Origin of the sequence: Lysinibacillus sp. BF-4 (genome assembly GCF_000743635.1) — a bacterium.
In the GTDB taxonomy this organism is placed as follows: domain Bacteria; phylum Bacillota; class Bacilli; order Bacillales_A; family Planococcaceae; genus Metalysinibacillus; species Metalysinibacillus saudimassiliensis.
The window spans coordinates 17,084-29,570 of record NZ_JPUW01000032.1 but is presented as its reverse complement, the minus strand read 5'-3'; the positions used below and the strand labels follow the sequence as shown (position 1 = coordinate 29,570).

The 12,487-nt window shown below is 42.0% G+C and carries 15 protein-coding genes; 11 read left to right on the top strand and 4 right to left on the bottom strand.

The features are described from left to right. Positions 1–96: 96 nt before the first annotated feature. From CH76_RS10270 to CH76_RS13550, 5 genes are read left to right on the top strand one after another with little or no spacing between them, the layout of a single operon-like run. A complete protein-coding gene (locus tag CH76_RS10270) occupies positions 97–843 on the top strand; it encodes a metal ABC transporter ATP-binding protein (RefSeq protein ID WP_036145775.1) in 747 nt (248 codons plus the stop codon). 11 nt (positions 844–854) lie between these two features. Continuing rightward, the gene (locus CH76_RS10265; protein WP_036145772.1) at positions 855–1,712 is read left to right on the top strand and encodes a metal ABC transporter permease; all 858 of its coding nucleotides are present in this window, start codon (positions 855–857) and stop codon (positions 1,710–1,712) included. Next, positions 1,712–2,122 (top strand): Fur family transcriptional regulator, encoded by a 411-nt coding sequence (locus tag CH76_RS10260; RefSeq protein ID WP_036145770.1) that lies wholly within the window; start codon positions 1,712–1,714, stop codon positions 2,120–2,122. Before CH76_RS10265 ends, CH76_RS10260 begins: the two co-directional genes overlap by 1 nt. Before the next feature lie 9 nt (positions 2,123–2,131). Beyond that, positions 2,132–2,323 (top strand): hypothetical protein, encoded by a 192-nt coding sequence (locus tag CH76_RS10255; RefSeq protein WP_036145767.1) that lies wholly within the window; start codon positions 2,132–2,134, stop codon positions 2,321–2,323. Positions 2,324–2,366: 43 nt separating this feature from the next. Further along, on the top strand, positions 2,367–3,293 hold the full coding sequence (locus tag CH76_RS13550) for a hypothetical protein (RefSeq protein WP_051910318.1): 927 nt from the start codon (positions 2,367–2,369) through the stop codon (positions 3,291–3,293). Here CH76_RS13550 and CH76_RS10245 read toward each other — a convergent pair. Next, positions 3,290–3,571 (bottom strand): hypothetical protein, encoded by a 282-nt coding sequence (locus CH76_RS10245; RefSeq protein WP_036145766.1) that lies wholly within the window; start codon positions 3,569–3,571, stop codon positions 3,290–3,292. The two genes, CH76_RS13550 and CH76_RS10245, sit on opposite strands and share 4 nt — an antisense overlap. Before the next feature lie 104 nt (positions 3,572–3,675). Here CH76_RS10245 and CH76_RS13930 point away from each other — a divergent pair, with 104 nt between their 5' ends. Further along, positions 3,676–3,822 (top strand): hypothetical protein, encoded by a 147-nt coding sequence (locus CH76_RS13930; protein WP_161769891.1) that lies wholly within the window; start codon positions 3,676–3,678, stop codon positions 3,820–3,822. Between the two features lie 16 nt (positions 3,823–3,838). On the opposite strand, the gene CH76_RS10240 is transcribed toward CH76_RS13930, so the two are convergent. Together CH76_RS10240 and CH76_RS10235 are read right to left on the bottom strand one after the other, a co-directional pair. Next, entirely contained in the window at positions 3,839–4,270 is a 432-nt protein-coding gene (locus tag CH76_RS10240; RefSeq protein ID WP_036145765.1) for a PH domain-containing protein, read from the bottom strand. A gap of 415 nt (positions 4,271–4,685) precedes the next feature. After that, a complete protein-coding gene (locus tag CH76_RS10235) occupies positions 4,686–6,071 on the bottom strand; it encodes a glycine--tRNA ligase (RefSeq protein WP_036145764.1) in 1,386 nt (461 codons plus the stop codon). Between the two features lie 353 nt (positions 6,072–6,424). Here CH76_RS10235 and CH76_RS10230 point away from each other — a divergent pair, with 353 nt between their 5' ends. The 4 genes from CH76_RS10230 to rpoD all read left to right on the top strand — a co-directional run bounded on the left by CH76_RS10230 (position 6,425) and on the right by rpoD (position 10,998). Beyond that, complete coding sequence (locus CH76_RS10230) at positions 6,425–7,060, top strand: helix-turn-helix transcriptional regulator (RefSeq protein ID WP_036145763.1); 636 nt, start codon at positions 6,425–6,427, stop codon at positions 7,058–7,060. A 10-nt stretch (positions 7,061–7,070) separates the two neighbouring features. Then, positions 7,071–7,889 (top strand): pyruvate, water dikinase regulatory protein, encoded by an 819-nt coding sequence (locus tag CH76_RS10225; RefSeq protein WP_036145760.1) that lies wholly within the window; start codon positions 7,071–7,073, stop codon positions 7,887–7,889. Positions 7,890–8,021: 132 nt separating this feature from the next. Further along, positions 8,022–9,839, top strand: a complete 1,818-nt coding sequence (gene dnaG / locus CH76_RS10220) for a DNA primase (protein WP_036145758.1) — start codon at positions 8,022–8,024, stop codon at positions 9,837–9,839. Positions 9,840–9,870: 31 nt separating this feature from the next. After that, the gene (gene rpoD / locus CH76_RS10215; RefSeq protein WP_036145755.1) at positions 9,871–10,998 is read left to right on the top strand and encodes an RNA polymerase sigma factor RpoD; all 1,128 of its coding nucleotides are present in this window, start codon (positions 9,871–9,873) and stop codon (positions 10,996–10,998) included. Between the two features lie 15 nt (positions 10,999–11,013). Here the strand turns inward: rpoD and CH76_RS10210 are convergent, their stop codons facing one another. Further along, on the bottom strand, positions 11,014–11,652 hold the full coding sequence (locus tag CH76_RS10210) for a YitT family protein (protein ID WP_036145753.1): 639 nt from the start codon (positions 11,650–11,652) through the stop codon (positions 11,014–11,016). Positions 11,653–11,830: 178 nt separating this feature from the next. Between CH76_RS10210 and CH76_RS10205 the strand changes: the two genes are divergently transcribed. After that, entirely contained in the window at positions 11,831–12,394 is a 564-nt protein-coding gene (locus tag CH76_RS10205; protein WP_036145752.1) for a hypothetical protein, read from the top strand. Positions 12,395–12,487: the final 93 nt, after the last annotated feature.

The following is a 12,487-nucleotide window of genomic DNA, read 5'->3' as shown; positions in this document are numbered from 1 at the left end:
TCCCAGCCTCTTTTTTGCATTTACAAACGACAGCGTGTACGCTATAATTATACTTTACAAATCGTAACGATTATGAATTAGAAAGAAGCGAATGCTATGACAAAGACGCTAATTGAATTACAGCATATTTCCTTCGCCTACGACAATACGCAGGTGTTAAAGGATATTTCGCTCGCCATCCATGAGGGCGAGTTTGTGGCACTACTTGGCCCAAATGGCTCAGGTAAATCCACTTTGTTAAAAATTATTTTAGGGCTATTAAAGCCTGATAGTGGCGAAGTAATTTTATTTGATACGCCCGCAAAGCAGTTTAAGGAACGCGAGCGTATTGGCTATGTGTCGCAAAAATCTAACGCCTTTAACTCGGGCTTTCCTGCTACAGTACGTGAGGTTGTACGCAGTGGCTTAACCAAAAAGGTTGGCTTGTTTAAGCGCTTGCCTAAAAATACAAATGAACTAGTTGGGGATGCTTTAGCGGCTGTTGGTATGCAGGCGTTTAGTGAACGTAATATTGGTGAGCTATCAGGTGGGCAACAGCAACGTGTATTTATTGCGCGCGCATTGATTAGTGATCCTGAGTTATTAGTATTAGACGAGCCAACGGTTGGTATTGACCACGAAAATGTGCAGGCCTTTTATGATTTACTCGCAACATTAAACCGTGAGCGCGGCATTACGATGCTATTAGTCACGCATGACGTGGATGTCGTATCAAGTCATATTACGCACGTAGCTTGCTTAAACAAAACGATTCATTTCCATGGTTATAAAAATCAATTTGATGATATGTCACAAGAGGCGCGCGATGCGTGGTACGGACATTCAGTACGCAAAGTACATTAAGGAGCGGCATTATGATAGAGGCAATTTTTCAGTACGAATTTTTACAAAACGCAGTGATTGCTGGGCTAATTATTGGCATTATTGCACCGCTCTTAGGTGTATTTATTGTAGTGCGAAGGCTATCACTTATTGCGGATGCACTTTCACATGTGACACTTGCAGGGATTGCAGGGAGTTTATACCTTAGTCAAACGGTACCTGCACTAGCCTTACTTAACCCGATTTATTTAGGTATTGTATCGTCTGTGACAGGCTCGCTATTTATTGAGCGTCTGCGCCGCGTTTACAAACATTATGAGGAGTTAGCTATCCCTATCATTATGTCGAGTGGTATTGGTATTAGTGCGATTTTTATTTCACTCGCACACGGTTTTAATACGGATTTAATGAGTTATTTATTTGGCTCAGTATCTGCGGTATCACGTTCGGATTTATGGGTGGTAGTTGCGATTGCCGCCGTGGTTATTTTATTTTTACGCATTTTTTATAAGGAGCTTTTTGTATTATCTTTTGACGAAGAGTACAGTAAGGCAAGTGGGCTACCTTCAAAAATGATCCATATTTTATTTATGATTGTGACAGCGCTTGTTATTGCCGCAAGCATGCGTATTGTTGGTATTTTGCTAGTGTCATCATTAATGACACTACCTGTAGCTGCGGCGATGCGTGTGTCAAAGGGCTTTAAACAAACCATTATCTATGCCATACTATTTGGCGAGGGCGCAGTTGTAGTTGGCTTAGTGAGTGCCTTTTATTTAGATTTAGCACCAGGCGGTACGATTGTTGTAACGTCGATACTCATTTTATTACTCGTAATTTGGCTAAAAAAGTTGCAGGCAAAAATGCAACGTACAGGAGTTGAAGCGTAATGAATAGTGTTAAAGCGTGGGAGATTTTAAAAAATAACGGCTATAAGCGAACAGATAAGCGCGAGCGCTTATTAGAGATGTTTGATGCAACCGAAAAATACTTAACAGCACGACAATTACTTGATGTGCTAATTGCGGAGTACCCAGGCATGAGTTACGATACGATTTACCGTAATTTATCGACCTTTGTAGAGCTAGGCATTTTAGATGAGACTGAGTTGTCAGGCGAGCGTCATTTCCGTATGCAATGTGATGCGGCTGAGCACCACCATCATTTTATTTGTATGGACTGTGGCAATGTTAAAGCATTAGAAATTTGCCCAATGGATATGTTAGGACCTAATTTACAGGACTATCAAGTAGAAAACCATAAATTTGAAATTTACGGCAAATGCCCACAATGTCATTAAGGAGTCACTATGGGAAAATCACTTCATACAGTAATTGGTATACTCCTCTTACTTGTAGCTGCTACAATGATGACGATGACTTTTGAGGTAGTAGGCACACAGGTTGTGCTGTTTCGCTTAAGTGGCGTGTTATTATTTGTAGCGGGGATTTATTATTTACAGCGTAAGGCAGGTTTTGGCAACCGCCATAAAAAATCGTAACTTTTTCACCTCTCACTCGTAGTAGTAGAGAGGTGATTTTTTTATGGAATGGAACCAATTAGTTGAGGAGCAAGAACGCCTGCAACATTTACTGCTACGTCGTGACCACTTATTTCAGCAACAAATGTATATTGAAGCACAACTTACAACGTTACAACAAACCTTGCAGGAACAACGTCAGGCGCGTCAGAAATTAGAGAAGGTAGTAGCGCCGTCATTTATAAAGCGTTTAATGACAAGTGATGCTAAGCTACTGCGTAGTGAAGAGCAGTTGGCTACATTACTTGTGAAAGAACATGAAACTGAGCAACAACACGAAAAGTTAACGAATCAACTAGCGCATATTGTAGCAGAGCGTGAGGCTACTAAAAATACAGATGTATTGCTTGAAGATAGTACGACGCTTGTAGCTAAACAGCGCATATGGCTTATGCAGCATGATCCAAATAAAGCTAAAAAGTTTGGTGCGCTAGAAGATGAAGCCTATCAAGTAATTGCGCTAAAAATTGAAGTTGGAGAAGCGATTGACGCAAGCTACCGCGCAGAAGAAGCGTTACACGCTGTTGAGAAAGCATTAGACGCAGCACATGGATTGAGTACGTGGGATTTATTTGGTGGCGGCATGTTTGTAACGTATTTAAAGCATAGTAAGCTCGATGCTTCAAAACAAGCATTAAGTGAAGCACAGTACGCATTAAATTTGCTACATAATGAATTGATTGATATTAAAGAAATGCAGACGGATGCGATTCAAGTGAGTATAGATGGCTTTGTACATTTTGCTGATTATGTATTTGATGATTTCTTTTCGGCGCTGTCTGTGCATAGTAAAATTACAAATGCTAAAGCACAACTTCAACAAGTGTTAGGTGAGGTAAATGGGATTCAGGATAAGTTAATTGGGATGCAGGAGGTATTATTAACGCGTCAAGCCAAAATAAAAGAAGCGCGTATAGCGCTTCTACGTTAACCCCAGTACATGGCTGTTACAAAAACAGCGTATAGTGATGTAATGACACCAAGGGGAATGATAGTCATAACGGTGATGCGTTCGATACCTGCTGCACCTTTGCTTACGCGTGCTACAAGTCCAAGCCAGCTCGCAAGAAATAGTCCAATGCTACAAACGGTAAAGAAAGTAAGGGCGTAGGTTGGGCGAGAGGTAAGTAGGGCGAGAGATTCGCCAAACCAGCCAAGTAAAGTAGCCCCAATAATCGCGATTAAAATCATAAGATACGTTTTCTTCATGTCATCATCTCCTTGTAAAATGTTCACAAAAAATTGCCTAGCGGGGTATGTAAAATAAGCGTAAGATAAGAGGTGAAGTCACATCCCGTTAGGAGTTTACTTACATGTTATACATAACACTTGGTGTATTGATTTGTGTGGTATTTGTCGTGGGGCCTGTGCTCATGTTTATGAAAAAGGCAACCAATGTCAAAGGCGGCACTAACGTCATTGATCCAAAGCCTGAAAAAACATACCAACATAAAAAATAGCAGGAGGCACGAGCGTTTAGGCTCGTGCTTTTATTATGCGTTTTTCTAGCTCGGCCATAAATACTTCACGTTCGGTTGGTGAAATAACGAGATACCCGAAGCCTTTTTGATAAGTAATCGCAATGCCTTTACGCGCTGAGGCAATCACAAAACCTCCCGTTAGCCCGTCAAATGGCTCCACGTGTTTAATGCTTGTATAAGGGATATGCGAATAAATGGGACCACCACGTACGTATAATTCATCCTCGCGCAACTCATACCGAATGCCTAGTGCTGTCCATAAAATAAAGAGTAATGAAACAAGCAAGATGCTAAACAAAATGAGCGCCTCGATTTTACCTAGCGCATCGTCTAAAGCAATAGGTAATAAAAAACATAGTGCAAGCGTAAGCACAGTGAGCCCTAAAACAATGCGGTAAAATTTATCAACCTTAGAATGAAAAACCAAAACAACCACCTCCTTAGTAGTATACTAAAAAAACGCAAACGGTGTGTGAATTAACACATCGTTTGCGTTTAAATAATTTACGTAATAGGATATCGCCTTGCCAAAAAAGGCTTAGAGATTACTTCTGTTTCGTCGCCCAAGGCTCCTCACAGAAAACGTATGCCTTAGTATGGCATAAAGCAAGGGTAGAAGCTTAGAAAGTTAAGAATGATTGAATATAGTCTTTAACTTCTGAAATCGGCATGAAACCCCTTTTGTTTCGTCGCCTAAGGCTCCTCACAGAAGAAAGAGAAAAACCCTTTGTTTCGTCGCCCAAGGCTCCTCACAGAAGAAAGAGAAAAACCCTTTGTTTCGTCGCCTAAGGCTCCTCACAGAAAACGTATGCCTGAGTGTGGCATAAAGCAAGGGTAGAAGCTTAGAAAGTTAAGAATGATTGAATATAGTCTTTAACTTCTGAAATCGGCATACGTTTTTGTTCCATTGTGTCGCGGTGGCGCACGGTAACTTGGTTATCTTCTTTTGTATCAAAGTCATAAGTGATACAGAATGGTGTACCGATTTCGTCTTGACGACGGTAGCGTTTACCGATAGATTGTGATTCGTCAAAGTCTACTGGGAAATGTTTACGTAGCTCTGCCCAAACGTCGCTTGCTTCGTCTGATAATTTTTTAGATAGTGGTAATACCGCTGCTTTAAATGGTGCAAGCGCAGGGTGGAAACGCATAACGGTACGTTTGTCATCGCCCTCTAGTTGCTCCTCGTCATATGCTTCACATAAGAAAGCAAGTGTTACGCGGTCAGCACCTAATGAAGGCTCGATGCAGTAAGGTACATAGCGTTCATTTGAGATTGGATCAATATAGGTAAAGTCTTCACCTGAGTGCTCCATATGTTGTTTTAAATCATAGTCTGTACGGTCAGCAATACCCCAAAGCTCGCCCCAACCGAATGGGAATAGGTACTCGATGTCCGTTGTAGCGTTAGAGTAGTGAGAAAGCTCGTCGTCTTCGTGGTCGCGTAGACGCATGTTTTCTGTGTTAACACCTAAGTCTAATAGCCATTTTTCACAGAAGTCTTTCCAGTATTTATGCCACTCTAAATCTTCACCCGGTTTACAGAAGAACTCAAGCTCTAATTGTTCAAATTCACGCGTACGGAATGTGAAGTTACCTGGTGTGATTTCGTTACGGAAACTTTTACCTACTTGCGCGATACCAAATGGTACACGCTTACGCATTGAGCGTTGTACGTTTTTAAAGTTAACGAAAATACCTTGTGCTGTTTCAGGGCGTAGGAAAATCTCATTACGAGAAGACTCTGTTACACCTTGGAATGTTTTAAACATTAGGTTAAATTGACGGATGTCTGTGAAGTCTTGCTTACCGCAGTCAGGGCACACAACGTCTAGCTCGTCCATTTTTTCTTTCATTTGGTCAAAGCTCATACCATCAACGATGATTTCCTTACCTGTTTTAGTAAGTGATGCATCTTCGATTAATTTATCTGCACGGTGACGCGCTTTACATGCTTTACAGTCAATCATTGGGTCGTTAAAGTTACCAATATGACCAGAAGCTTCCCATGTTTTTGGGTTCATTAAAATCGCTGCGTCAAGACCTACGTTATACGCTGACTCTTGAACGAATTTTTGCCACCATGCTTTTTTTACGTTATTTTTAAGCTCTACACCAAGGGGACCGTAATCCCAAGTGTTAGCTAAGCCACCGTAAATTTCTGAGCCTGGGAAGACAAAGCCACGGTGTTTGGCTAAGCTTACGATTGTTTCCATTGATTTTGTCATAAAAATGACCTCCTCTAAACTAATAAAAAGCACCCGTCTCCGGGCACAAAATATGCCCAGGGACGAGTGCATTACCCGCGGTTCCACCCTGATTGTTTACAAATGTAAACCTCTTTAAGAAAAACATTGGCTCGAAGCTGCCGTTTCATTTTTTCGTGTAGACTTTCACCGTACTCTACTCGCTAACGAAATTGAAAAAATTACTTATATGCTTGTCACTGCCTACTATATGCGATGAATATTATCAAACTCACACGCTTATGTCAACATTGTATCATCTGTTTCTTTTCTTCGCAATCAAAGGTAAAATAGTATATAATAATTAGGCAATAAGTATAACACTATTTGAGGCGGTGAGTGTAATCGAACTCAATCAACGTCAGGAAGAAATATTACGCATCGTTAAAGAAAACGGTCCGATAACAGGCGAGCATATCGCCGACCAACTCAACTTAACTAGAGCGACGCTACGACCTGACTTAGCAATTCTTACAATGTCAGGTTTTTTAGATGCACGTCCGCGTGTTGGTTATTTTTATTCTGGTAAAAAAACATCGGCATCTGTCCATGAAACAGTCACAAAATTAATTGTAAAAGATTTTTATTCAACACCAGTTAAAGTCCAAGAGAATATGACGGTTTACGATGCGATTTGTCATATGTTTGCTGAAGACGTCGGCACACTATTCGTCGTGGATGACGAGGGCTTTTTAACAGGTGTTTTATCGCGCAAGGATTTACTGCGCACAAGCATCGGCTCGCAAGACCTAACTAACATTCCGCTTCATATTATAATGACGCGCATGCCAAATATTTCGCATTGTAGTAAAAATGATACGTTAATGGTAGCCGCGCAAAAATTAATTGAGCGTGAGGTAGATTCATTGCCTGTTGTGATTGAGCGCAAAGGCGGTTTAGAGGTCATTGGGCGTCTAACAAAGACAACCATCACACGTGCGTTTATTTCCTTAATCGAACCAACGGAGTAGGAGGTAGCCTATGAAGCAATTACAAGTATTTATTATTTCCGACTCTGTCGGCGAAACAGGTGAGCAAGTCGCTAAGGCTGTGGTGACGCAGTTTCGTCCCAACTATGAGGACGCGGTCATTCGACGCTTTCCTTATACGCGTACAGAGGAGGGGCTACGTAAAATCGTGCATTTTGCGAGTGTCAAAGGTGCACTTGTTATCTTTACTTTAGTGCATGCTAATATGCGTTTGTTGGCAACGCAACTATGCGAAGCACAAGGCGTAAAAGCAGTCGATGTACTCGGTCCTGTTATTGATGCAATGGACGTAGTGGTAGACGAGGCCCCCCTCGAAAAACCTGGCACACTCCATCAATTAGATGATGATTATTTTAAAAAAATCGAGGCCATTGAGTTTGCGGTTAAATATGATGATGGTCGAGACCCACGCGGTTTACTGCAAGCGGATATTGTACTCATTGGCGTATCTCGTACATCCAAAACGCCGCTGTCACAGTACTTAGCACATCAGCGCTATAAGGTAGCCAATGTGCCGCTAGTACCAGAGGTGGAGCCGCCTAAAGAGCTTTTTGAAATCGCGCCAGAGAAATGTGTCGGGCTTATGATTTCGCCAGAGAAGCTTAATTTTATTCGGCAGGAACGCTTAATGGCGTTAGGTTTAAATAATGATGCGCTGTATGCCCAGCACTCTCGCATTGAGCAGGAGCTAAATTTCTTTAAGCAAATTACGGAGCGCATTGGCTGCCATGTCATTGATGTAACCAATAAAGCGGTCGAAGAAACGGCAAACCGTATCATTCGACATTTGCAAAATATTAAACGTACTTAGCGTTTTGCTAGGTCGTTTTTTTAGTGGTCAAAATAGCAGTTATCTCGTATAATAGATAGGTTAAAAGCAAAAGCGACCTTATTTTTCGAAAAAAATAAAGGTTTTTTTCAATTTGTATCGAAAATAGTAATTATGAAGGTGAGTGGCGTGGCAAAAATACCTGAACATATTATTGAGGATGTGCGCAGTCAATCAGATATTGTTGACGTTATCAGCGAGTACATGCAGCTGACGAAGCGCGGTCGTAACTGGTTTGGGCTTTGTCCGTTTCATGGTGAGCAGACGCCGTCATTTTCGGTATCTACTGATAAACAAATTTACCGTTGCTTTGGTTGCGGTGCAGGCGGCAATGCGCTGACTTTTGTCATGGATATTGAGGGGATTACTTTCCCTGAGGCTGTGATTAAATTGGGTGAGCGCGCAGGCATTGCGATTGATAGTACGGAGTTGCACGTTACACCAACTAAGCAGGTGTCAGCAGAAGAAACCCGCATGCTTGAAGCACATGAGTTTGCGGCCTCTTTCTTCCACCACCTCTTGCTTAACACAGAGGACGGTGAAGCGGCGCTTGCTTATTTACAGGGACGTGGCTTCTCGGAGGAAATGATTAAGGAGTATCAAATCGGTTATGCCCTACCAAATTGGGAGGCGCTGTCGATATTATTAGAGCGACAGGGCTTTGAGCTTGACGAAATGGCAGCGAGTGGGCTGATTATTGCGCGCGAGGATGGTAGTTATTTTGACCGCTTCCGTGAGCGTATTATGTTCCCACTGCGTAATGATTTAGGCAAAGTCGTCGGATTTTCAGGTCGTGTATTACCTACAAGTGAGGAGGAGGCTAAGTATTTAAATAGCCCTGACTCACCAATTTTCCATAAGAGTGAGGTTTTGTACAATCTTGACCGTGCACGACCAAGCATACGTAAAGAGCGTCGCGTGATTTTAATGGAGGGCTTTATGGATGTGCTTGCGGCAGCAAAGGCGGGGGTAACAAATGCCGTTGCTACCATGGGTACATCGCTAACAGACCAGCATTGTCACAAATTAAAGCGGTTAGCTGAACAAATCACAATTTGTTACGACGGTGACCAAGCTGGTTTAGAGGCAACAAAGCGCGCCGCAACGCTCTTACAGCAAAAGCAAATGCAAATAGAGGTAGCAATCTTACCAGACGGGCTTGACCCTGATGATTACATTGAAAAGTACGGCGCGGAGCAATTTATAGAGCAAATTGTTAATAGCCCGCATGCCTACCTTGCCTTTATTAAGTATTTTGCGCGCAAAGGCAAAAACTTTGCCTACGAAAACGATATTTTACAATACACGCATGAGGTATTAGTAGAGTTAGCCAAGCGTTCGTCCCCAATGGAGCGCGATTTATATATTCGTCAATTAGCACAAGAGACAAATATTTCTGAAGAGGCGATTTATGCTGATTACCACAGGCTAGAGCGCACAGCAGTACAAGCCCCAACTGTCGAGACACCACCGGTTATTGCACCGCTCGACCGTAAAATGACCACGGGTGTGGACGTTGCAGAGCGTATTATTTTAGCGCATATGTTACTAGATGCTAGCGTGGTATATGAGGTACGTACTGGCGAAAATACCAACGCGCCTTTTTTACGCGATGCGTATAATGCGGTCTTTGTGCATTTACTTGCCTTTTACGAAAAAAACGAGCCCAACTATCAGCGTTTTTTAACGCAACTTGAGGAGGCCGAATTACGTAAGATTGTAGTAGAGGCTGCAACGTTTGAAACAAACGAAGATCGCCGTCAAGAAGAGGTGGCAGATAGCCTTGCCTTTTTACGTAAGGAACGCATCAAATGGCAACTTGAAGAACTGAAGCAGGCTTCGCAGGAAGCCGAAAAAACGCAAGACTATGCAAAAACGATTGAATTAGCAAAGCAATATGTGGCGTTGCAAAAGCAACTTCGCCTTATGTAGCTTGGCGTGATTGTTAGAAGGAGGAAGGTTTATGGCGAACAAGTCTGAACGTTCAAAAGAGGTAGAAGTAGAAGTTTCATTAGATGAAGCAAAAAAAATTATCGCAGCAAAGGCAAAGGCGGCTGGCGAGATTTCGATGAACGAAATCGCAAAAGGTTTAGCGCCGTATGAGCTAGAAAATGAGGATATCTTCCACTTTGCGGAGGACCTTGAAAAGAACCAAGACATTCAAATTATCGGTAAAGAGAAATTTGAAGAAGAAAGCTTACAAAAAGAAGAATCTAGTGAAGAAAAGTTTGACTTAAACGATTTAAGTGTGCCACCTGGCGTTAAAATCAACGACCCTGTTCGCATGTATTTAAAAGAAATTGGTCGCGTTGACTTACTTTCTGCAGAAGAAGAAGTAGCACTTGCAGAGCGTATTGAACAAGGTGATGACGAGGCACGTAAACGTTTAGCTGAAGCAAACTTACGACTTGTTGTTTCTATTGCCAAGCGTTACGTTGGTCGCGGTATGCTCTTCCTTGACTTAATTCAAGAAGGTAATATGGGTCTTATTAAAGCTGTAGAAAAATTTGACCATAGTAAAGGTTTTAAATTCTCAACTTATGCTACATGGTGGATTCGTCAAGCGATTACACGTGCGATTGCTGACCAAGCGCGTACCATTCGTATCCCTGTACACATGGTCGAAACGATTAATAAATTAATTCGTGTGCAACGTCAATTATTACAAGATTTAGGGCGCGAACCAACGCCAGAAGAAATCGGTGAAGAAATGGACATCACACCTGAAAAAGTACGTGAAATCCTAAAAATCGCACAGGAGCCTGTATCACTTGAAACACCAATTGGTGAAGAAGATGACTCGCACTTAGGCGACTTTATCGAAGACTCAGAAGCGCAATCGCCGTCCGATCATGCGGCATACGAGCTATTAAAAGAGCAATTAGAAGACGTGCTTGATACATTAACAGACCGCGAAGAAAACGTACTACGTTTACGCTTTGGGTTAGATGATGGTCGTACACGCACGCTTGAAGAAGTAGGTAAAGTATTTGGTGTTACGCGTGAGCGTATTCGTCAAATCGAAGCAAAAGCGCTTCGTAAATTACGCCACCCATCTCGCAGCAAGCGTTTAAAAGATTTCCTAGAATAAGCAAAAGGAGCCGCGTTAAGCGACTCCTTTTTTTTGTAGGGCGGGTTGTCCTGTAATACGTTCAAATAAGCGTTCATTAAACTTGAGTGCCCATTGTACAATAGGACCAAGCCCAAAGGCCATAATAACTGTGCCAATGCCAAGTGGACCGCCGAGCAGTACACCAACAAGTGCTACGCTAACTTCCATAATTGTACGCGCTGTACTTACACTCAGCGGTGTATAATCCGTTAGCAACATCATAAGCGCATCGCGAGGGCCAACGCCGAGGTCTGCCGCGATATACATACCTGCGCCAAAGCCAATAGCTACTAAGCCTAATACAAAGGCTACGAGTTGCATGGCTGTTGTCGTAGCGACAGGCAGTAACCAGTTAAAGACGTCGATAAAAACGCCTGTTAGCACCATATCCACCCATGTGCCAAGCTTTGGTAGTGACTTTGTAAAAAGCCCAATAAAAACTAAAATGCCAATGCCTAAAATAATCGACCATGAGCCAATCGTTAGCCCAACCGTTTTAAATAAACCGATGTGGAGCACATCCCAAGAGCCAACGCCAAAGGATTGCCCGCGTATCGTTAAGGTAACGCCAAGCGCTAAAATGACAATGCCAAGCAAAAAGAAGCCAATGCGCCAAAATACTGTTTGTTTCACAAAAAAACCTACCTTTAAAATATCTCCTTAAAACAGTACACTGCTTGCGGAGGATTGTAAAGTGAGGGTCTAAAGATTTAAGGTGATATGCTACTTTTGGAACATGATACTGGAAGTGAAATCGCATAAAATAGTAGTGATATAGAAAAAGAACGTAGGACGTTTGGAGATTGATAGTATGTCAAAACCGAGAAAACAAATTATTTTAAATGAAATTTTATTTTGGAAACAAAATAAGCTCCTGCCTGAGCATTATTGTGATTTTTTAGCCACATTATATACAGAGGGCGAACACGAGGAAACTGAACAAGAAAAAAAGGCGAAGCAAGCCGTATTAGCAAAGGAAAAGCGTACGAATATTGTAATGACCACATTGCTTACGATTGTGGGTATCCTGTCCTTTGTCGGGATGTTTGCGCTCTCAGCGTACACTGCAGTTTGTGCTATTATTGCGGCAGGCGTGACCGCGTTACTGTTTGTGAGGGCAGCAGTTGTTGCACTCAAGCACCCATCACTCGCCGTACTGTATCATATTATGGCGGCACTACTTATATTTGGTATTACGATTTACATAAGCACAGCCTATTTTCCTAAAAATGATAACTTATTATTTTTGGCGTTATTATTTAACTGTGCCCTGTGGTTAATTACAGGTATTAAACGAAATTTACTGTATTTTACTTTGTCAGGCGCATTAGCTGGCATGATTGTTGTTGGTTATTGGCTCTATCTTTTGCTGTAAACTTCACAAATTTTTCGCAATTCATGACAAATTTGTTACAGCCACTATAAAACTTCACGAATAGGGCTTTTCGTTTTCCAAGGAATGAAGTAC

Coding starts and splice junctions, on each gene's coding strand:
- CH76_RS10260 (WP_036145770.1), top strand. CDS start 1,712: ATGAATAGTGTTAAAGCGTGGGAGATTTTAAAAAATAACGGCTATAAG.
- rpoD (WP_036145755.1), top strand. CDS start 9,871: ATGGCGAACAAGTCTGAACGTTCAAAAGAGGTAGAAGTAGAAGTTTCA.
- CH76_RS13930 (WP_161769891.1), top strand. CDS start 3,676: ATGTTATACATAACACTTGGTGTATTGATTTGTGTGGTATTTGTCGTG.
- CH76_RS10245 (WP_036145766.1), bottom strand. CDS start 3,571: ATGAAGAAAACGTATCTTATGATTTTAATCGCGATTATTGGGGCTACT.
- CH76_RS10265 (WP_036145772.1), top strand. CDS start 855: ATGATAGAGGCAATTTTTCAGTACGAATTTTTACAAAACGCAGTGATT.
- CH76_RS13550 (WP_051910318.1), top strand. CDS start 2,367: ATGGAATGGAACCAATTAGTTGAGGAGCAAGAACGCCTGCAACATTTA.
- CH76_RS10255 (WP_036145767.1), top strand. CDS start 2,132: ATGGGAAAATCACTTCATACAGTAATTGGTATACTCCTCTTACTTGTA.
- CH76_RS10225 (WP_036145760.1), top strand. CDS start 7,071: ATGAAGCAATTACAAGTATTTATTATTTCCGACTCTGTCGGCGAAACA.
- CH76_RS10270 (WP_036145775.1), top strand. CDS start 97: ATGACAAAGACGCTAATTGAATTACAGCATATTTCCTTCGCCTACGAC.
- CH76_RS10205 (WP_036145752.1), top strand. CDS start 11,831: ATGTCAAAACCGAGAAAACAAATTATTTTAAATGAAATTTTATTTTGG.
- CH76_RS10235 (WP_036145764.1), bottom strand. CDS start 6,071: ATGACAAAATCAATGGAAACAATCGTAAGCTTAGCCAAACACCGTGGC.
- dnaG (WP_036145758.1), top strand. CDS start 8,022: ATGAAGGTGAGTGGCGTGGCAAAAATACCTGAACATATTATTGAGGAT.